The organism is Reyranella sp. GW821-FHT14A01 (genome assembly GCF_058803965.1).
Genome location: NZ_JBXAPM010000021.1, coordinates 19,260 through 39,033, shown reverse-complemented (window position 1 = coordinate 39,033; position 19,774 = coordinate 19,260). Strand labels below are relative to the sequence as shown.

The following is a 19,774-nucleotide window of genomic DNA, read 5'->3' as shown; positions in this document are numbered from 1 at the left end:
CACCGGCTACCAACGTGCCGACAGCCTGATGGTCCCGGCAAGGCCTGCATAGTTGTCGGCAAATGCGCCGTCGCCTTGCAGGCGGAACGACCATTGGTCGTCGAGCGCGAAGTCGGACACGATACGAACCAGCCCAAGGTCGCTCGGCAGTGACGCGCCGACGACCGGGAAGGCCGAGCCGGACAGTGACGGGAACCAGGCCGCGATCTGGCCGGTGGTCTCGAATTCATGCGCCCAGGCGAGGCGGGCCCTGAGCCTCGCCGGCGAGCCCAGCACGGAACCCATGTCGGCATCGGCCTCGACGCCCAGCTCGGAGCGGATCGAGGAACTCGTATTGCCCGCGAAGCAGAGGTTGGCGCCGCTGTTGCGCGCTGAGCTCTCGCAGAAGCCGGGCACGGTGAGCCATTGCCCCTGGCCCGCGACGAAGGGAACGAGGCCGAAGTCGCCCACGGCGAAGCGATGGCCCGTCTCCACGCGCGCCGACCACAGGCCGGCGGTGTAGTTGGCGGTCAACGAATCGCCGAGGAAGGGGACAGAGCGCTGCGTGCTGATCGTCTGCTGCCCCCACGAGCCCGCCGCCGCGACGTAGAGCGGGCCGAGCGCCGTGCGGCCGTAGAGTCCCGCCTGGAAGGCATTGCCCCGTCCGTTGCCGAGGCCGCCCTCGAGCGACCAGCCCGTGGTGCCGCCGGCCACGGCGACGCCCAGCATCCCGTGGTCGAAGCTCCAGTCGGTTCCCACCGCCACGCCCTGGGTCGAGGTCTGCACCGAGGCGCTGCCCGTCGTCGTGCTGCCGCCCAGCCAGCCATAGCCGCCGAAGCCGGCCGCCCACGACCGGAAGCGGCGTCCCTCGCCGATCGTCTCGGTGGCCGAGGTCGACGCATATTGCAGGGCCTGCTGGGGATCGGAGCCGCCGCCGCCGGCACCCGCGATCACCGTGCTCAGGAACTGCGTGCCGAAGGTGAAGGCCGTCGCCTGCACGCCCGCCTGCGCCTCGCCGGTCAGGGTATTGAGTGTCGAGGACAGGCTGGCGCCGCTCAGGCTGAACACGCCCTGGATACCGGTCGGGACGGTGATCCCGCTGTTGAAGGCTGTGTTGATCGTCTCCGCAACGCCGGCCTGGTTGCCGGTGAGGGCCGTCCCCGATCCCAGGATCGCGGTGAGGCCCAGTTGAACGTCGGTCGGCGTGTAGCCGAGGCTGGCCGACAAGCCGACCGGCAGATTGAGCGTGGTCAATCCATCGAACGTGCCCGTGCGCCCGCCGGCGGCCGACAGCAGCGTATAGCGCCGGGAATAGCCGCCCGGACCAAAGCTTGCGAGGACCGTGCCTCCCGCAAGGGTCGCGGCACCGGAGACATTGGTCCGGTCGGCCGCCGCCCCGGAGACTTCCACGAGATAGGTCGAGCCCGCCGCGAAGCTCGCATCGCCCGCCACCGTGAGGGTGCCGATCGAGTTGCCGGGGCTCAGCACGCCGCCGCTGTTGACGGTCACCGAGCCGACCGTGCCGCTGCCGCCCAGGGTGCCGTTGACCGTCACCGGAGAGACGATCGATCCGTTGACGATGAAGGTCGCACCGGGGTCGACCGTCGTCGGCCCCGTATAGGTGCTGTCGCCGGTGAAGGTGATGCTGCCCAGCGTCTCGCTGTTCGCGATCGTCAGGCCGCTCGGAGTCCCTGGCACCGCATCCGAGAAGACACCGGAAAAGGTCGCCGGCCGTCCGCGCTGGTCGATCATGTTGGTGCCCGAGCCATCGAGCGTGAAGTTCTGCGCGTAGGTCGAGCCTACCGTGTCGATCTGCAGCGTACCGCCGGCAAACACGGGATTGACCACCGTGCCGAGGTCGCTTGCGAAGTAGGTCATGCCGCTGGTGATGTTCGAGACCGGCATGAGGGTCGCGATCGACGCCGTTCCGTAGGGGCCCGACAGGTCGTAGGGCTTGAGCGCCATCGTGCCGGTGCTGGAATCGCCCGTGATCAATCCCGTGAGGGTGATGAGGGTGCCGTCGTCCAGCACGGCGAACAGGACGTTGCCTTCCGGCGTAATCGATCCCATCTGCGTGAAATTGCCGATCAGCCCGCCGGTCGGTCCCGCGCCGAGGCCCCAGAAGTAGCCGTTGTTGTAGGTGCCGATCTTGAACGTGCCCGGCGTGCTGGTGCCGAAGAGCGTCGGGCTGACGATCTGCCAGGTCGTGCTGCTGGTCCAGTTCCACTGGGGCGAGGTGACATTCGCCGTGATGACCTGGGTGGGCGACGGCGGCGTGAAGGTCGCGGGATTGTACGGCGCCATGTAGGCCCAGTGCGTGACCAGCGATCCACTGCCGGTGATCATCTGCATCTCGGCCAGCGGCACGCCGCCGACCATGCGCATCTGGCCGATTCCGAGAGTCGTCGTGCCGCCGCCCTCGGGCGTGAATTCGAGCACGATCTGACCGGAATTCGTCACCTTGCCGTTCATCAGCAACGGCGAGGTGGGGACGGTCGTCGAGCCGAGGCTGAACGTGGCGTTGCTGGTCCCCGAGATGACGCCGTCGACCACGGCGCCCCAGGCCCAGAGCGTCTGGTCACCGATGGCGAGCGGCGCCGGCGTCGTGAAGCTCTGACTGCCCGTCATGTAGGCGATCAGGTTGGGGACCGGGACGTACCAGTTCGTGTTCGAAAGGATCGAATCCCAGACATTCGTCTGCGCCAGGGCCGCTGTCGGAAGACAGCAGGCCACGGCGCACAGCTCAAAGACTATCCGTTTCACGTGTCGCTGATTGTCCGGCAATGAAGGCTTCTGTGATTACTTCAGAAGCTTCAGGCACTCCCCGGCCGCTTCGGCGGCATGTCGTGCGGCATCGCGCGACAGGGTGCCGTTCATGACCAGCGGCCGGGCCTGTGCGGTAAGGGCGTCCTTGATGTCGCTCGTCGGCGTGATCGTCGGGGCGGTCTTGCTGTAGATCATCTGCCCGTCCTTCGACAGGCCGGCCGCACAGGCATTCGCCGCAGCCTGGTCCGCATGAGCCGCGATGGGAAGAACGACAAGCAGTGCAGCCGCGAACATCGAGCTTTTCATGATCCCAAACCCTCCCCTGAAAGACCGGCCGAAGATAGCGACCAGAGAAGTGGCGCTGCAACAGATCAGTGCGACTGCTGCAGCGCGTAACGTTTCGGATGTATCAGGCTTCGGCCTGTGTCGCGAGCCAGGCGCGGGCCTTCTTCTCTGTCGAGAACAATCCCGCCGGCCGCTTCGACGGCGAAATGTTGACGAAGCGCTTGAAGGCAAGGACGACGGCCTCGTCGCGGCCGACGACCGCCAGCGGACCGCTCGGGAAGTGGGACGTGTAGGCGCTCAGCCGTGCTCCCATCGCCATGACATCGGCATCGTCGTAGACCGGCTTGAGGCGGGTCGCGTCGAACAGCTTCGAGTAGGCCAGCGCATTGGCAACGACCAGGGCATCGAAATGCGCCTCCATCTCCTTCAACGTCACTTCCCCTTCGGCAATGACATGAATGAGTTTTTCCGAATGAAGAATCTCCCAGCGTAGCGGCATCGTTTGACTCCAGAAGCCTCCGTCCCCGTATGCCGAACCTATCACGCGCCTCGTGGAATCCGCCAAACCCTGTTCGCGGGCCGTCGCTGCGCGCTATCATCGCAGCGAAACGAAAGAGAAATGGACGAATGACGCGGGATCGCCTTTTGGCTGTCACATTGTCCCTGGCCCTCGCCGGCCCCCTGGCCTCTCCAGGGGCCCGGGCGCAACAGGACACGAACTCGGCCAACTACATCATGCTGGGCTGCGAGGCCTTCCTCCTCGACCCCATTCCGACATCCAAGCTGCTGGTGGCCGGAGTCTGCGCCGGGATCGTCGACACGCTGCAGGCGATCAAGCCGAACATCTGCCTGCCCGGCATCTCGACGCGTCGCCTGCTGGTGCGCGGCGTCGTCACCTACATCAACAACAACCCCGCCCGCCTCCACGAGAATTTCATCGATCTGGCGGGCGAGGCGCTGGAGCAGACCTGGCCGTGCGCCAAGCAATAGCGATGACGGCGCGACCGCGTCAGTCGACGACGTAGAAGCAGACGAAGTCGTTGCCGAGCGGCATCTCCTTCCATTCCGACGGCTTGTAGTCGACGAACTGCTCCACCATCGCCTGCGCCTTGCCTTCGCGAACCAGCCTCTTCTGGACGATGACGTAGAGGCGCGGTACCCGGCCGCGGAACTTGAGGTTGCGCATGTCCTCGATCGCCCAGAAGTCGGCATGGTTGGCCATGACGCGGACATTGCGGACCTCGAGGGCGATTTCCGGAGACGGCACGAAGATCAGCGTCGAGGCGCGGTCGGGCGACGGCACGTCGATCGTGCGGAGGAATTTCACCACGGCCTCGTCGGCCGTGGAGTGCCTGAAGTCGCGCACGCCCAGCGGATGGCCGAGATTGACGACGATATGCCGGGCCTGGCCCGCCAGCCCATAAAGCACGCCGACCAGCGCCATCATCGCAGCCGCCAGCCGCACCAGCCGGCTCGGCACCGTCAGGAAGGCCTGGACCGCGCCGACCAGCAGCAGCAGCGACAGCGGCCGGAAGTAGCGCTCCTCCTGGCCGATCGTGGCGCCGTACACCCACAGACAGAGGAAGACGGTGCTGTAGGCCAGCGTCGTGAGACCCACGAAGACCAGATACTCCGGATGGGTACGGCGCAGTTGGCGCCACACCAGGTACAGCGTGGCCGCGGCGGGGAGCGCCAGCAGGTAGCCCACCGCCAGCTGCGATCCGAAGATCGCGCGGCCGGGATGGAGAAGGATGAAGTTCGCCAGTTCGCCGAACGACAGGGCGGCGCCCCACACGCAGCTCAGGATGAAGATCGCGTGCGGGATCAGGGAAGACCACTCGATCGCCATCACGGTCGACGCCGCCGACGAAGTTCACGAAGGGAAAGGCGAAGCCGCGGCTGCAGGCGATCAGCGCGAGGGCGATGGCCGCGACATGCTTCGGGAAACCGAAGGCGCGGTAGAGCATGAACCAGCCCGCGAGGCCGATCACCGAGAAGACCGCATCGGTGGCGATGACCGCGTGGCCCAGGCTGAGGCCCAGCGCCTCGAGGACGCCCGGCACCACGTGCTGCCCCGGCGACCAGATCGACATGAAGGTCGAGATGTCCTTGGCGATGTCCTGCGGGTCCGGTGAGGCCCAATGGTTCCACGGCAGGCCGTGGCGCAGGTCCCATCCGAGGAGGCCCCAGCCGCTGTCTGACCAGATGACCGGCCGGACCATGGCGTTGACGGCCGTGTAGGCCAGCACGATGGCGACGATCAGTACGCAACAGAGAACGACGACGGATTGAGGCGACAGGCCCGGCCTGCCGCTGCGCGCTTCAAGACTCATGCGGCCTGAATACACCGCCCGTCGGTGGACCATATCGATTGACGTAAATGTTATATTATAACAAGATACAGTATAACGTTTTTAGTGTGGCAGAGGAGAGACCGCATGCAGCGGATCGGCGTATCGACATTGGCCCTCGCAGCAGGTCTTTCCGCAGCCTACCCCGTGCTGGCGCAGACGCCGCCCGACGCCCCGACACCGGCATCGCCACAGGCACCGTCGCAGACACCGGCGCCGTCGGACGGGCTGGCGATCGAGGTGATCGGCAAGAAGTTCGACCGCGAGCGCGCCGAGATCCAGCCGAGCCTCGGCGCCACGCGCTACGATTTCAGCAAGACGGCCATCAGCAACACGCCGCAGGGCGAGAACGCGCCGCTCAACCAGGTGCTGCTGCGCGCGCCCGGCGTCGTGCAGGACGGGTTCGGCCAGATCCATGTGCGCGGCGACCATGGCAGCCTGCAGTACCGGCTCGACGGCGTGCAGTTGCCCGAAGGCCTGGCGCTGTTCAGCAACATCCTCTCGCCGCGCTTCGCCGACTCCCTGTCGCTGATCACCGGCGCGCTGCCGGCGCAATACGGCCTGCGCACCGCGGGCGTCGTCGATATCGGCGTGAAGTCCGGCACGACCAATCCCGGCGGCGAGGCCTCGGTGATGGCCGGCTCCTACAACTGGATCCAGCCGGCGCTGCAATATGGCGGCAAGTCCGGCAACTTCGACTATTTCGCCGTGGGTCAGTATGTCAGCAACAATATCGGCATCGAAAACCCGACCGCGACCACGGCGCCCCTCCATGACAACACCGCGCAATGGTACGCCCTCACCAAGCTCACCGCCCTGGCCGACGAGAACACCCGGTTGAGCTTCATCGGGGGCGGCGCCAGCGCGCGCTACCAGATCCCCAACGTACCGGGGCAGGCACCTTCCTTCCCGGTCAACGGCATCACCGACTGGAACAGCGCAGTCCTCGACCAGCGGCAGTGGGAGGACACGTATTTCGGCATCGCCTCGCTGCAGAAGAGCTATCAGGACTTCAACATGCAGTTCTCGGGCTTTGCCCGCTATTCCAAGCTCTCCTACCAGCCCGACGCGCTGGGTGACCTGCTCTACAACGGCATCGCCCCCTGGTCGCAGCGCTCCAGCCTGGCGGTCGGCGTCCAGGGCGATGCGAGCTGGAAGATCGCGTCCGCGCACACGCTGCGCGGCGGCTTCCTCGTCCAGCGCGAAAGGGTCTCCAGCTTCAGCCAGAACAACGCCCTGCCCCTCATTCCGGATCCCAGCGATCCGGAGGCCCTGATTCCCGGCACCAATCCGGTGGGCTTCACCGATGGTTCCGAATTGGTCGGCTGGACCTACAGCGTCTACCTGCAGGACGAGTGGAAGGTGATCCCGACCGTCACGGTGAACTTCGGCGCGCGCTTCGATGCGATCTCCGGGCAGATTTCCGAGAACCAGTTCAGCCCGCGCATCAACGTGGTCTGGGAGCCGACCCCGGAGATCAGCCTGCGGGCCGGGTACTCGCGCTATTTCGTGCCGGCGCCGCTCAACCAGGTGAGCTTCAATTCGCTGGCCGTCCGCACCGGGACGACGGCCGAGCCCGAGAACTTTGTGAACGATCCGGTACGGGCGGAACGCTCCGACTATTTCGACGTCGGCCTGACCGTGAAGCCCGTCGACGGGCTGACACTCGGCTTCAGCGGCTACTACAAATTCGCCGAGAACTATCTCGACAAGGGACAGTTCGGCGCGCCGATCCAGCTCGCCTCCTTCAACTATGCGAACGCCCAGGTGAAGGGCTTCGAGCTGTACGCCAATTACGACAAGGGCCCATGGTCGCTCTACGGCAACCTCGCCTGGTCCAAGGTCAGCGCCACAAGGATCAACTCCGCACAGTACAACTTCTCGCCCGAGGACCTGTCGTACATCTCCAACTACTGGATCGCCGCCGACCACGACCAGGGTTGGACGGGATCGGCAGGCGCCGCCTATATCTTCAATTCCGGAAGCGACTGGGCGACCCGCGTTTCGGCCGACATGCTATTCGGCAGCGGCCTGCGCACCAGCATCGTGACGCCCAACGACACGTCGCTGCCGGCCTATGCGACTCTCAATCTTTCGCTCACGCAGAAGATTCCGATCAACGGCAGCAAGGGCACGCAGATTCGCCTCGACGCGATCAACGTCACAGACGGCGTGTACCAGCTTCGGACCGGCGAAGGTGTCGGCGTCGGCGCGCCGCAATACGGAATGCGACGAGCCTTCTTCGTGACACTGGCGCAAAAATTCTGACGCGCAAACGACATGATCGCGGCCGGGCGGGCGTGCTAAAATCACGCCATGCCCGACTCACATCTCCCCTTCGTCCTGGCGCTGCAAGGCGGCTCCAACTTCCGTGACCTCGGCGGCTACAAGACCGCGGACGGCCGCACCACCCGACGCAATACGGTGTTCCGCTCGGCCCATCTCGGCGGCCTGACCGACGAGGATCGCGGCGCACTGGGACGCCTCGGCGTGCGCACCATCGTCGACCTGCGCGGCGTCAGCGAAGCAGCCGAGACGCCGCACCTCGTGGACGGCATCGAGTGCCGCATCGTCGGCGCGCATATCGAGCCGGGCGTCGGCGACAAGATCCGCGGCGCCGTGGCCGACGGCTCCGCCAACCCGCACATCATGATGCAGTTCCTCACGGATCATTACCGTGACTATCCGCGCCGCTGCGCCCCGGGCTTCCGCACCCTGTTCGCGACCCTGAGCGACGGCGAGCACCGGCCGCTGGTGTTCCATTGCACCGCCGGCAAGGACCGCACCGGCTTCGCCTCCGCCCTGCTGCTCACCCTGCTCGGCGTGCCGTGGGAAACGGTGATGGACGACTATCTCCGCACCAACGAGCTGTGGACCGGCCATATCGGCCGCTATCCCGAACTCGACATCGACACCCGCGCCGCCATCATCGAGGCGCGCACGCCCTATCTCGAAGCCGCCTTCGAGGTGGTGCGCGGCGACTTCGGCACGCCGGAAGAGTTTGCCGAGAAGGCCCTTGGCCTCGATGCCAAGGCGCGCGAGCGGCTGAAGGCGGACCTGCTCGATTAAGGCCCGAGGTCGGCTATGATCGCCTCATGGCCTACGACACTCCCGAGCCTTTCAAGGTAGACATCCCCGAACGGGCGCTGATCGATCTCGACGAGCGGTTGCGCCGCTGGCGCCCGCCCACCGCCATCGCCGACAACGGCTCCTGGGCCTCCGGAACCGATCCCGCTTTCCTGGCCGAGCTGGTCGACTACTGGCGCCATGGCTACGACTGGCAGCGTTGCCAGGAGGCGATCAACCGGTGGCCCAACTACCTGGTCGATATCGGCCCGCAGCGCATTCACTTCATCCGTGAACCCGGCACCGAGGTCGAGGATGCGCCGCGCCCGCTGCCGCTGGTCGTGACGCATGGCTGGCCGGGATCGATCGTCGAGTTCCTGCACGTCATCGACGTCCTCGCCCATCCCGAGGATCATGGCGGCGATCCCCTCGACGCCTTCGACGTAATCGTACCCTCGCTGCCGGGCTACGGTTTCTCCGGTCCGCCGGTCCGCGAGGACGGCACGACGGGCCCGATCGGCCCGCGTGCCATCGCGGGCCTGTGGCACAAGCTGGTCACCGAGAAGCTCAACTACGGCCGACCCTACGGCGTGCAGGGCGGCGACTGGGGCGCGGTCGTCTCGTCATGGCTCGCCTTCGATCATCCGATGAAGGACGAGGCCGGCGTCCTCGGCGTCCATCTCAACATGATGGGACTGCGGCCCGGCATCGATCTCAAGACCGCTACCCTCAGCGCCGGCGAGCAGGCCTGGCTGGCGAAGATGGGCACCGCCCTCGACGACAAGACGGCTTACCAGCGCATCCATGCGACGCGACCACAGACGCTCGGCGTGGCGCTGGCGGATTCTCCGGTCGGACTCGCGTCGTGGATCGTCGAGAAATTCCAGGCGTGGAGCGACTGCGATGGCGATCCGCTGAAGCGCTTCTCGATGGATCTGCTGCTCGACAACATCATGGTCTATTGGCTGACCGGCACGGCCGGCACCGCGACCTGGCTCTATCGTGGCGTCACCGAACAGAAGCCGCGCGCGCTGCCCGAGGGCGCGAAGGTCGAGACGCCGACCGGCTTCGCGGCCTTTCCCGCCGACATCGCGCCGGCCCCGCCCAGGGAATGGATCGAGCGCGCTTTCAATCTTCGCCAACACACGATCATGCCGAGCGGCGGCCACTTCGCGGCGCTCGAAGAGCCGGACCTGCTGGTCGAGGATATCCGGGCCTTCTTCCGCCCCCTGCGCTACGGCGCGGCGAACGATTAGATCGACAGGAGTCGCGGCCGCTGTGCCGCCAGTGCAGCGACCATCGCGAACGTTGCCAGCGTGCCGAACAGCAGCAGCGAATCGGTGTAGTTGCCGCTCCAGTCGCGCAGCATCCCCGACGCGAGCGGGCCCACCGCCTGCGCCGTGACCTGCAGCGACAGCGCCACGCCGCGGATCGCGCCATAGCTCTCGCGGCCGAAATAGTCGGCCCAGGCGACCGGCAGCAGCAGCATGACGCCGCCCATGCCGATGCCGAACAGGCCCGCCGCTGCCATCGCGGTTTCCACCCCGGAGATGAAGATCAAACCGTAGGCACCGAGCGACATGCACGCCGCACAGAGCGCCATCAGGTAGCGCACCGGCCAGGTGCGCGGCAGGAAACCGATGCCAAAGCTCACCACCCCCGAGAGCATCGCGACGAAGGCGATCACCGAAGCCGCCGCGATGGGCGACAGGCCACGCTCGATCAGATGCGGCGCATTGTGCAGGCTGACACCCGCCTGCACCGGAAACAGTAGGACGGTGTAGAGCGAGAGCAGCCAGAAGGCCGGCGTGCGCATCGCCTGCGCCCGGCTCCAGCGCGGCTCGACCAAGGGCGGCGCCTTGCCGTCGGACAGCCGGTCGGGCTGCAGGCCGACATCCTCCGGCCGCCGCACCAGCAGGAGCCAGCACGGCACGAAGCCGACGAGCAGCACCGTGGCGCCAACCGCGATCCAGCCGGCGCGCCAGTCCGAGCCGCTGATGGCGAACTGCGCGATCAGCGGCAACCCGACCAGCCCCGACATCTGCGCCAGTGTCGCGAACGACGCCGCGATGCCGCGGCGTGCCACGAACCAGTTGTTGAGCGCGCTGTAGAGGCCGAGATCGAACGGCCCCGCCCAGATCATGCGGGCGAAGCAGAACAGCAGGTAAAAGAGCAGCAGCGACTGGATCAGCGACAGCGCCATGCAGGCGATGCCCGTGCCGGCGACCGCGAGGCAGAGCACGAGGCGCGCGCCGCGGCGATCGACGAACGGCCCGATCACCGGCGAGATGATGGCCGCCAGCACGCCGCCCAATGACACCGCGCCCGACATCTCCGTGCGCGACCAGCCGAACGCCTCGGTCATCGGCACGACGAAGATCGACAGCACTGCGACGGCCGGCCCCTGCCGCGCGAAGCCCGCGAGGCAGATGCATCCCAGCACCACCCACCCATAGAAGAACGGCAGCCGCGGGATCAGGAACCGCGGCAGGGGTGGTGCTTGCATGCCCTTGTTCAGGTAAGGCTCAGGCGAAGGTCGCCGTCGCCTGCGCCGCGATCGTGCCCTTGGGCGTCACCGTCCACAGCTCGGCCCCCTTGCCGTCGGCGGTCGGGCGGCCGATCGCGTCGAACGGCGAGGTGTCGAACAAGGGCGCGCGGGCGCGAATGGCGAAGCTCTTGATCGTCCGGCCCGGATTGGAATCGCGAAGCAGGTCGAACAGGCATTGCTGCGCAAACGGTCCATGCACCACGAGGCCGGGATAGCCCTCGGTCTCGATGCAGTAGGTGCGGTCGTAGTGGATGCGATGCGGGTTGAAGGTGATGGCGGAGTAGCGGAACAGCATCACCGGATCGGCCTTGATGGTGCGCCGCCACGGCACGTCGCTCGGCGCGGCCTCGCGCACCGGCACGCCGCTCTTCTCGCCCGCCTTCACCTCCTCGCGGAACACGGTGTTCGCGACCTCGGTGACGGCGAGACCGCGCGGCGTGTAGACGCGCCGCGTCTGGCTGGTGACGATCAGGCTGCCGGTGCCGCCGCCGCGCAGCTGCACGTCCGAGAACTCGGTCTCGCGGCGCAGCCTGTCGCCGACCCGGATGTCGCCGTCGAAGGTGAAGGTCGAGCCGGCATACATGCGGCGCGGCAGCGGGATCTTGGGCAGCACGCCGCCTTCGGTCGGCAGCCCGTCCTCGGCCAGCACGTTGCGGCGCGCATAGGAATGCAGGAAGCAGAGGTGCCAGCCCGGCGCGATCGCCTCGCCCTCCGCCGGCACCTTGTCGTTCCGGTCGAAGGTCGCGATCATCGCCTTGAGCGGCGCCTGCGTGACGACGTCCTCGTCCTCGATCTTGCGGCCGAGTTCCTTCTTGAGCGGTTCGATGTCGATCGTCATGGGCACTTCCTCCGGTCTTTCAGCCAGCCTAACCAATCCCCTGCCATGATTCGCCGTCCGCACCCGCATGAAATCAAGCTGCTGCCGCAGATCGAAAACGAAGCCGACCTTCGTTATCGGCGCGTGGGCCTCGGCCGCGTCGTCGACATGCCGCCTGCCAGCCTCGGCTCGCTCGAGGCCGGCCGGCGCGAGGGCTGGCTCTGGGTGGCGGTGTCGCCGCTCAACCGGCCCGTCGGTTTCGCCCTGATGAAGTTCCCGGGTGGCACGGCGTGGCTCGACCAACTCTCGGTGCTGCGGCGCTGGCAAGGCCGTGGCTTCGGCGGCGCGCTGATCGAACAGGTCGCGACAGCCGCCCGCAGCCTGGGCCATCGCACGCTCCATCTATCGACCTATCGCAATGTCCCGTGGAACGCGCCCTACTACACGCGTCGCGGCTTCGAAGAAATGCCGCGCGGAGACTGGCCGCACGTCCTCCGGATGCAGTCGATGCAAGAGAACCGGCACGGCCATCCGCCCTGGCGCCGCACGATCATGAGGCGCCTACTCTCCGTTTGAGGTAGGGCAACCGCATATGAGGTAAAGGTCCCTCGCTTACGCTCGGGATGACACCGTTTGTTTGATCGGCGCACTGCGCAAATCCCAGCAAAATTGTCATCCCGAGCGTAAGCGAGGGACCTTTCGCCTTCTTCAGAACGCCAACCACCACGGCCTTTTGAGACATGGCGTTGACAGAGGGCAGGCGAGCCAACATCCTGACGACCAAGGCTGATGCTGCCGGCCGCTCACACCCTCCGGGATGGTGAAAGCATCGAGACGACGATCAATTTCCTTGCGAGGTCGATCCGTCAGCAACGTGAGCACTGGCCCTTTGGGATCGACCCGTCACAGGGAAAAAATGCACACCTATCGAGACGCCAAACGCATGGCGAAAGCCCTCGAATCTTCTCTCCGCGAGAGGAAGATCGATATCTCCCATGGAGAAAGCCTCAACATCGTCGCCAGGCAGTTCGGACTGGACGACTGGAATATGCTTTCGGCGCGGATCAAGCGCGCCGAGGCTTCGGACGCGCGTCGCCTGCAAGCACTTCAGTCTTGGGACTTCCTCAGCGAGCATCCGACCGAGTTCGACTACGGCGTCGATGAAGACGCGCGCGGCACCGGCCGGCGGGCGGCGCTCATCCGTTACACAAGAGCAGCGTCGACGCGCTATCGCGACCCGGCGCACGTGTTCGGTACGCTGATGCAGACCGTCTCAGCGATTCCCTATCACGGCAAACGTATCGAGATTCGCGCGAATCTTGCGACAGAACGGATTTCCCACGGCGCGACACTCTGGGCGCGCGTCGACAAGGCGGCTGGGCACTCACTGGCCTTCGACAACCTGCAAAATCATCCTGATGGATGGCTGTTCGGCGACAATGGCTGGACGGCACGTCGCATCGTCCTCGACGTACCGGTGGAGGGCACGTCCCTCGCCTTCGGCTTCTTCCTGAAGGGAGCCGGCAGCGTATGGGCCGAAGCGTTCGAACTCGCCGCTGTCGACGGCACCGTTCCACTAACCGGAGAATCCCGCGAGAACGGCCCGCACGAGATGGGATGGATCAAGCCGCAGAACCTCGATTTCTCGAAAGTCGTCGACTTGAGTGAATGAGCGGAAAGGGAGAGTGGGAAGTCCCTTCCCGCTCACCCTCCAACCTACTCCGCGGCGACGGCCAGGCCCATCTGTTCGCAGGTGGGAGCGACGTCGGAGACGGTGGCGCGGCGCATATCGCGCTTGTAGCGCTGGTCGTCGAACTCCATGCCGCGATGCATGGTGCAGCGATCGTCCCAGATCACCAGGTCCTTCTCGCGCCAGCGGTGCGAGTGCACGAACTGGCGTTGCGTGGCGTGCGCGGTGAGTTCGTCGATAAGCTGGCGGGCCTCGTCGTCGGCCATGCCGCGGATCGCGCCGGCGTGGCTGGCGATATAGAGGCTCATGCGGCCGGAATCCTGCAGGCGGCGCACCAGCACCTGCGGCACCGGCGCGAAGGCCTCACGCTCGCTCTCGTCGAAGTCCTTGAAGCCGAGCTTGGCGCGCGAGGTCATGATCGAATGTTCGGCGACCAGCCCCGCGATGCGCTGCTTGGTGCTGTCGGGCAGCGCGTCGTAGGCGGCGCGCATATCGGCGAACTCGGTGTGGCCGCCGATCGGCGGGATCGAGCGGGCATGCAGCATCGAGCAATAGGCCGGCAGGCGCTTGAACGAGGAATCGGTGTGCCAGAGACGGTTGCCGAGATTGTAGAGCCGCTGGCGGTTGTTGGCCTCCAGGATGCGATTCTCGGCGTCGAGATTGCCGACATCGGCCATGTTCTCGTGAAGGCGCAGCTTGTGGCCCTTGCGCGCCATGAAGACCGTCGTCTCGAGCGGACCGAAGTTGCGCGCGAAATCGAGCTGGCTGTCGTCCTCGAATTCCTGGTCGGGGAAGACCAGCACGGCATACTTGGTGAACGCCTCGCGGATGGCGGCGAGGTCCTCGCGCGAAACCTTGTTCAGGGCGACGTCGCCCACTTCGGCCACGAAGTCGGGCGTCACGGCATGGATCGACACGGGCATCGGTTGTTTTCTCCCTAGCCTTTGATTATGCGGCCGATTGGATCACCTAACGGACAATCGGGCAATCGCCGGATATATTGGCTGACATGATCGAGAAGCAGGAAGTGCAGGAGATTTTCCCGACCCCTTTGTGGATCGTGGATCTCCAGCCGGCCGCCGCGGCCAGCCTCAATGCGAAACTGAAGGCCGAGATCGAGCGGCTGATCGAGCCGCGTCCACCGATTCCCGCCGGCAGCAACTGGCAGACGCCGCAGGACCTGCACACGCGGCCGGCCTTCGCCGAGTTCGCCAAGCTGGTCGAGACCGCGGCCCGCGGCGTCGCCCGCTTCCTGCAGATCGACCAGTATCCGATGGCGATCACCGGCTGCTGGGCGAACGTCAATCCGCCCGGCGCCTACCATCCGATGCACCACCATCCGAACAACTACCTGAGCGGCGTCTATTACGTGTCGATCCCGGCCGGCGGCTCGCAGATCCAGTTCCAGGACCCGCGCGGCCAGGCCTCGATGATCATGCCCAAGCCGCGCCAGTACACGCGCCTCACCGCCAATGGCGCCAATGCCGCCAGCAAGGACGGCCGCATGGTGATCTTCCCGGCCTGGCTGAAGCACACGGTGCCGGCCAACGACGGGCAGAGCGAGCGGATCAGCATCTCGTTCAACCTGATGTTCAAGAATTTCACCGAGACCATGGCCTCGCCGATGTGGGATCCCACCGCGGGCAAGGAGAAGTGATGAGCAGCCTGCAGGATCGCTACGGCAACGAACTCGGAACCCAATCCGCCGCGGCCCACGACGCTTACCTACAGGGTGTCGAGAGCCTGATGGCCGCCACGCCCGGCATGGACACGGCCTTCCAGAAGTCGGTCGAGGCCGACGAGAATTTTGCCCTCGCCCACATCTCGCTGGCCCGCGCCAAGCAGCTGCTGGGCCGTGGCCATGAGGCCAAGGCGCCGCTCGCACGCGCCAAGGAACTGGCCGCCGGCGCGAGTCCGCGCGAGCAGAGCCAGATCGCGATCTTCGAGAAGATCCTGACCGGCCAAGGCGCCGCCGCGCTCGATGCGATCCACGTGCACATGAAGGAATGGCCGCGCGACGCCATGGCGCTCGCACCCGCGACCAGCGTGTTCGGCCTGATCGGCTTCTCCGGCAAGGCCGGCCGCGAGGTCGACCAGCTGGCACTTCTCGAACCGTTCGAGAAGCACTACGGCGACGACTGGTGGTACCGCACGCAACTCGCCTTCGCGCAGATCGAGCTGCAGAAGCTCGACGATGGCCAGCGCAACATCGATGCGGCGCTGGAAGCCTTTCCGAAGAGCGCCCATGCGGCGCACATCCGCGGGCATCTGTTCTACGAGCTGGGCGAGCGCGAGACCGGCCTCGCCTTCCTGACGGAGTGGATGAAGGACTATTCGCGCGACGGGCTGATGCACGTCCACAACAGCTGGCACCTTGCGCTGTGGTCGATGGAGACCGGCCGCAGGGACGATGCCTGGCGCATCTACGACGAGGCGCTGAGCCCCGCCGTCGCCTGGGGCCCGCAGATCAACGTCGCGACCGATTGCGCCGCCTTCCTCGCGCGCGCCGAGATGGCGGGTGAACCGCGGCAGGCCGCGCGGTGGCGCGAGCTGGCGGACTACAGCACCAAGTGGTTCGGGCGGCCCGGCCTCGGCTTCGTCGATATGCACACGGTGCTGGCCTACGCGATGGCCGGCGACAGTGCAGCACTCGCGAAGTTCATCGAGAGCCCGCGCGGCGCCACCGCCGACATGCTGCAGCCGATGGCGCGCGGCTTCGAAGCCTATGCGCAGGGCGACTGGACGCGCGCGATCGCTGAGATCGAACCGTTGCTCGCCACGCACGAACGCCTGGGCGGCAGCCGCGCGCAACGCGACCTGCTCGAATATGTCGTGACCTCGGCGATGGTGAAAGCCGGCCGCGCGAGCGAGGCCCGCGCGATGATCGAGAAGCGCCGGCCGCAGAACGGCAAGGGCAAGGGGTTCCCGCTGGCGGGGCTTTGATTGGAGCGCGCCACTCCAGTGGCGCAATCATGATCATGAGCGCCACTGGAGTGGCGCGCTCCGTTGAGACGCTACGCGCTTAACCCGAACTCTTCCGCCAGCAGCTCATACGACCGCTTCCGCTTCTCGAAGTCGTAGCAGATCGTGACCGCCATGATCTCGTCGACCTCGTAGGCGGCGGCGTGGCGTTCGAGGCCGGCGCGGACGGTCTTGGGCGAGCCGACCACCGAACGGCGGCGCAAGGCCGGCAGCCAGCGTTCGGCGCCAGGCTGCTTGGCGGCCTCCAGTGCTTCCTCGACCGACGGCACGGGGCCGGGATTGCCGAGCGTCCTGAGGCGCATCGCCCAGACCTCGCGGCTGCGGGACAGAAGGTCGGCCTCCTCGTCGGTCTCCGCGCACAGGACCGAGATCGCCATCATCGGCATCGGCTTGGCGTGCAGCGACGAGGGCTTGAAGTGCGCGCGATAGGCGCGGGTCACGCCATCGCCGCCATCGGGATTGATGAAGTGGGCGAAGCAGAACGGCAGGCCGAAATGCGCCGCCAGTGCAGCACTGTCGTCGCTCGAGCCCAGCAGCCACACATCGGGCGCCGTCTCGCCGCTCGGCTGCGCCACGATTCCGGTGCCCTCGTGATTGAGCGGCAGCGCATCGTGCAGCCAGGCCACGAGATCGCGCACCTGGTAGGGATACTTGTCGGCGTTGCTCCAGTTGGGCTTGCCGTCGGCCAGGATGCGCATGGTGTGCTGGTCGCTGCCGGGCGCGCGGCCGACACCGACGTCGATGCGGCCGGGGAACAACGTCTCCAGCATGCGGAAATTCTCCGCCACCTTGAAGGCGCTGTAGTGCGGCAGCATCACGCCGCCCGATCCGATGCGCATGCGCTCGGTGAGGCCCGCGACCCGCGTGATCAGGACTTCAGGCGTCGAACCGGCCAGCGCCTCGCTGCTGTGATGCTCGGCCAGCCAGTATCGATGATAGCCCAGCCGGTCGCAGAGTTGCGCCAGCTCCAGCGTGTCGCGCACGGCTTCGGCCGGCGTGCCCCCCTTGCGGATCGGCGACTGGTCGAGAACGCTGAGACGCAGCGACAAGGAAGTCAGAGGCCCTTCTTGCCCATCGCCAGGAACTTGTCCTGGCGACGCTCGCGCAGCGTATTGCCATCGAGCTTCGACAACTCGGCGATGGCCTCGCCGACGACGCGGCCCACCACGTCGATCGTCTCGTCGGGCGCGCGATGGGCGCCGCCCATCGGCTCGGGGATCACGTCGTCGATCACTTCGAGCTTCTTCAGGTCGGCCGCGGTGACCTTCATCGCCTCGGCGGCATCCTGCGCATTGGCGTTGTTGCGCCACAGGATCGAGGCGCAGCCTTCCGGCGTGATCACCGAGTAGACCGAATTCTCCAGCATGTAGACGCGGTCCGACGAGGCGATGGCGAGCGCACCGCCCGAACCGCCCTCGCCGATCACCACGCTGACCAGCGGCACGCCCAGCCCCAGGCAGGTCTCGATCGAGCTGGCGATGGCTTCCGCCTGGCCGCGCGCCTCGGCCTCGATGCCGGGATAGGCGCCGGGCGTGTCGACCAGGGTCAGCACCGGCAGCCTGAACCGGTCGGCGAGCCGCATCAGGCGCTGCGCCTTGCGGTAGCCCTCGGGCCGCGCCATGCCGAAATTGTGCTTGATGCGCGAATCGGTGTCGTCGCCCTTCTGCTGGCCCAGCACGACGATGCTGCGGCCCTGCAGGCGGCCCATGCCGCCCACGATGGCGGCGTCCTCGCCGAAGGCGCGGTCGCCGGCCAGCGGCGTGTAGTCGGTGATCAGCCGGTCGATATAGGCCTGGGCGTGCGGCCGCTCGGCATGGCGGGCGACCTGCACCCGCTGCCACGGCGTCAGCTTCGCATAGGTCGCACGAATCTGCTTATGCGCCTTGTCCTGCAGGCGCATGACTTCCTCGGCGATGTCGACGTCGCCGGAATTGGGCAGGTGCCGAAGCTCGGCGATCTTGCCTTCCAGCTCCGCGATCGGCTTCTCGAAGTCGAGGTAAGTCGTCATTGTCGGCAGGTGTCGCCCGGTCGCCGAATCCTGTCAACCGGCCGGCCGGCGCTTTCGCCGGGCCAGCGGATGATGCTCCTGGACCAGTGAGCGCAGCTTTTCATCCAGCACATGCGTGTAGATCTGCGTCGTGGCGATATCCGCATGCCCCAGCATCAACTGGACCGAGCGCAGGTCGGCGCCGCCCGCCAGCAGATGGCTGGCGAAGGCGTGGCGCAGCACGTGCGGCGACACCCGCGCGGGATCGATACCGGCACCCAGCGCTGCTTCCTTCAGGAGCTGCGCGAAACGCTGGCGCGTCAGGTGTCCGGCGCGGCCGCGCGATGGGAACAGGAAGCGCGAGGTCTCGCCCTCGGCGAACTGGCCGGCCCGCATGTGAAGCCAGGCGATGATCGCCACCCGCGCCGGATCCGACAGCGGCACCAGCCGTTCCTTGTCGCCCTTGCCGCGAACCAGCAGCATCGAGGGATCGCGTTCGACGGCGGACAAAGGCAGGCTCACCAGTTCCGACACACGCAGGCCGGCGGCGTAGAGGATCTCCAGCAGGGTCGCCATGCGGCCGCCATCGACGGCGTCCCGGGCGCGCGCCGCGTCGATCAGGCGGTCGACCTCCTCGCGCGACAGGACCTTGGGCAGCGGCCGGCCGAGGCGCGGCGAATCGAGCGTGCTGGCCGGATCGTCCTCGCGCAGCCGTTCGGCCAGCAGAAAGCGGAAGAACTGGCGCATCACCGAGAGGCGCCGCGCCACCGTGCGCGGCGTCATGCCGAGGTAGTCGAGCGACTTCAGGTAGGCGCGCAGCGCCGTCGCGTCGGCCGTCGCCGGACTCTGCTTGCGGCGTATCAGGAAGCCCTGGAGATCGGCCAGGTCGGCGGCGTAGGCGATCAAGGTGTTCTTCGAGGCGCCGCGCTCGGCCTGCAGCATCTCGAGGAAGGCCTCGGCCTCGCGCACATGCTTGAAGGGCGGCTTGCGCTTCACGGGCCGTGAGCGCGGCTAGCGAGCGAGACGCTCATTGGGGACGGGCACCTCGAAATGCTTGAGCGGCGGGCGCGGTTCCACAACCGCAAGGGCCACCAGCCCGGCAATCGCCAGGGCCAGGACGGCGACGATCAGCACGGGCCCGAGGCGCAGGGTAGGCATGCTGAATCGGTTTCTGGAACGGAACAGGGGCACGACGCGGGCAAAGTACCTGCCCGCCGTGGAGGCGGCAATTGCCGAGAGCGAAGACGGCAGCAAACAGCCCGGTCGCTTGAAACCTGCGGCGTTATGGGCGACATCCATAGGC

20 protein-coding genes are annotated in these 19,774 nt (G+C 66.7%); 9 read left to right on the top strand and 11 right to left on the bottom strand.

Going from position 1 to position 19,774, the window contains the following annotated elements; all coding sequences use genetic code 11:
• Positions 1–6 precede the first annotated feature (6 nt).
• The 3 genes from AC1ROX_RS28340 to AC1ROX_RS28330 form a co-directional block, all read right to left on the bottom strand.
• Positions 7–2,712, bottom strand: a complete 2,706-nt coding sequence (locus AC1ROX_RS28340) for an autotransporter outer membrane beta-barrel domain-containing protein (protein ID WP_493131661.1) — start codon at positions 2,710–2,712, stop codon at positions 7–9.
• 66 nt (positions 2,713–2,778) lie between these two features.
• Positions 2,779–3,051, bottom strand: a complete 273-nt coding sequence (locus AC1ROX_RS28335) for a hypothetical protein (protein ID WP_493131659.1) — start codon at positions 3,049–3,051, stop codon at positions 2,779–2,781.
• 103 nt (positions 3,052–3,154) lie between these two features.
• Positions 3,155–3,529: a hypothetical protein gene (locus AC1ROX_RS28330; RefSeq protein WP_493131657.1), complete on the bottom strand. Its 375-nt coding sequence runs from the start codon at positions 3,527–3,529 to the stop codon at positions 3,155–3,157.
• Between the two features lie 146 nt (positions 3,530–3,675).
• Here AC1ROX_RS28330 and AC1ROX_RS28325 point away from each other — a divergent pair, with 146 nt between their 5' ends.
• A complete protein-coding gene (locus tag AC1ROX_RS28325) occupies positions 3,676–4,020 on the top strand; it encodes a Rap1a/Tai family immunity protein (protein ID WP_493131655.1) in 345 nt (114 codons plus the stop codon).
• Between the two features lie 19 nt (positions 4,021–4,039).
• Here the strand turns inward: AC1ROX_RS28325 and AC1ROX_RS28320 are convergent, their stop codons facing one another.
• Entirely contained in the window at positions 4,040–4,879 is an 840-nt protein-coding gene (locus AC1ROX_RS28320) for a hypothetical protein (protein WP_493131653.1), read from the bottom strand.
• On the opposite strand from AC1ROX_RS28320, the gene AC1ROX_RS28315 reads away from it, so the two are divergent.
• The 4 genes from AC1ROX_RS28315 (at position 4,836) to AC1ROX_RS28300 (ending at position 9,703) form a co-directional block, all read left to right on the top strand.
• Complete coding sequence (locus tag AC1ROX_RS28315; protein ID WP_493131651.1) at positions 4,836–5,165, top strand: hypothetical protein; 330 nt, start codon at positions 4,836–4,838, stop codon at positions 5,163–5,165. The genes AC1ROX_RS28320 and AC1ROX_RS28315 overlap by 44 nt on opposite strands.
• A gap of 303 nt (positions 5,166–5,468) precedes the next feature.
• A complete protein-coding gene (locus tag AC1ROX_RS28310) occupies positions 5,469–7,649 on the top strand; it encodes a TonB-dependent receptor (protein WP_493131649.1) in 2,181 nt (726 codons plus the stop codon).
• Between the two features lie 48 nt (positions 7,650–7,697).
• Positions 7,698–8,450: a tyrosine-protein phosphatase gene (locus AC1ROX_RS28305; protein ID WP_493131647.1), complete on the top strand. Its 753-nt coding sequence runs from the start codon at positions 7,698–7,700 to the stop codon at positions 8,448–8,450.
• Between the two features lie 26 nt (positions 8,451–8,476).
• Positions 8,477–9,703, top strand: a complete 1,227-nt coding sequence (locus tag AC1ROX_RS28300; protein WP_493131645.1) for an epoxide hydrolase family protein — start codon at positions 8,477–8,479, stop codon at positions 9,701–9,703.
• On the opposite strand, the gene AC1ROX_RS28295 is transcribed toward AC1ROX_RS28300, so the two are convergent.
• Together AC1ROX_RS28295 and AC1ROX_RS28290 are read right to left on the bottom strand one after the other, a co-directional pair.
• Positions 9,700–10,953 carry an MFS transporter gene (locus AC1ROX_RS28295; RefSeq protein ID WP_493131643.1) on the bottom strand — a complete coding sequence of 418 codons (1,254 nt, stop codon included), beginning with the start codon at positions 10,951–10,953 and terminating at the stop codon, positions 9,700–9,702. The two genes, AC1ROX_RS28300 and AC1ROX_RS28295, sit on opposite strands and share 4 nt — an antisense overlap.
• 19 nt (positions 10,954–10,972) lie before the next feature.
• The gene (locus tag AC1ROX_RS28290) at positions 10,973–11,833 is read right to left on the bottom strand and encodes an HTD2 family dehydratase (RefSeq protein WP_493131642.1); all 861 of its coding nucleotides are present in this window, start codon (positions 11,831–11,833) and stop codon (positions 10,973–10,975) included.
• A 45-nt stretch (positions 11,834–11,878) separates the two neighbouring features.
• On the opposite strand from AC1ROX_RS28290, the gene AC1ROX_RS28285 reads away from it, so the two are divergent.
• The gene (locus AC1ROX_RS28285) at positions 11,879–12,388 is read left to right on the top strand and encodes a GNAT family N-acetyltransferase (RefSeq protein ID WP_493131640.1); all 510 of its coding nucleotides are present in this window, start codon (positions 11,879–11,881) and stop codon (positions 12,386–12,388) included.
• A 241-nt stretch (positions 12,389–12,629) separates the two neighbouring features.
• Positions 12,630–13,484: a glyoxalase superfamily protein gene (locus AC1ROX_RS28280; protein WP_493131638.1), complete on the top strand. Its 855-nt coding sequence runs from the start codon at positions 12,630–12,632 to the stop codon at positions 13,482–13,484.
• A 44-nt stretch (positions 13,485–13,528) separates the two neighbouring features.
• Here AC1ROX_RS28280 and AC1ROX_RS28275 read toward each other — a convergent pair whose 3' ends face one another.
• Positions 13,529–14,425, bottom strand: a complete 897-nt coding sequence (locus tag AC1ROX_RS28275) for a TauD/TfdA dioxygenase family protein (protein WP_493131636.1) — start codon at positions 14,423–14,425, stop codon at positions 13,529–13,531.
• Between the two features lie 86 nt (positions 14,426–14,511).
• Here AC1ROX_RS28275 and AC1ROX_RS28270 point away from each other — a divergent pair, with 86 nt between their 5' ends.
• Both AC1ROX_RS28270 and AC1ROX_RS28265 read left to right on the top strand, forming a co-directional pair.
• A complete protein-coding gene (locus AC1ROX_RS28270; RefSeq protein ID WP_493131634.1) occupies positions 14,512–15,159 on the top strand; it encodes a TIGR02466 family protein in 648 nt (215 codons plus the stop codon).
• Positions 15,159–16,445, top strand: coding sequence for a tetratricopeptide repeat protein (locus AC1ROX_RS28265; protein WP_493131631.1), 1,287 nt, complete (start codon positions 15,159–15,161; stop codon positions 16,443–16,445). The genes AC1ROX_RS28270 and AC1ROX_RS28265 overlap by 1 nt, the downstream gene beginning before the upstream one ends.
• Positions 16,446–16,516: 71 nt before the next feature.
• Here the strand turns inward: AC1ROX_RS28265 and AC1ROX_RS28260 are convergent, their stop codons facing one another.
• From AC1ROX_RS28260 to AC1ROX_RS28245, 4 genes are read right to left on the bottom strand one after another with little or no spacing between them, the layout of a single operon-like run.
• Positions 16,517–17,533, bottom strand: coding sequence for an LLM class flavin-dependent oxidoreductase (locus tag AC1ROX_RS28260; protein WP_493131629.1), 1,017 nt, complete (start codon positions 17,531–17,533; stop codon positions 16,517–16,519).
• Positions 17,534–17,538: 5 nt separating this feature from the next.
• The gene (locus AC1ROX_RS28255; RefSeq protein ID WP_493131627.1) at positions 17,539–18,492 is read right to left on the bottom strand and encodes an acetyl-CoA carboxylase carboxyltransferase subunit alpha; all 954 of its coding nucleotides are present in this window, start codon (positions 18,490–18,492) and stop codon (positions 17,539–17,541) included.
• A gap of 33 nt (positions 18,493–18,525) precedes the next feature.
• Entirely contained in the window at positions 18,526–19,467 is a 942-nt protein-coding gene (locus tag AC1ROX_RS28250) for a site-specific tyrosine recombinase XerD (RefSeq protein ID WP_493131625.1), read from the bottom strand.
• 15 nt (positions 19,468–19,482) lie between these two features.
• On the bottom strand, positions 19,483–19,770 hold the full coding sequence (locus tag AC1ROX_RS28245; RefSeq protein ID WP_493131623.1) for a hypothetical protein: 288 nt from the start codon (positions 19,768–19,770) through the stop codon (positions 19,483–19,485).
• Positions 19,771–19,774 lie beyond the last annotated feature (4 nt).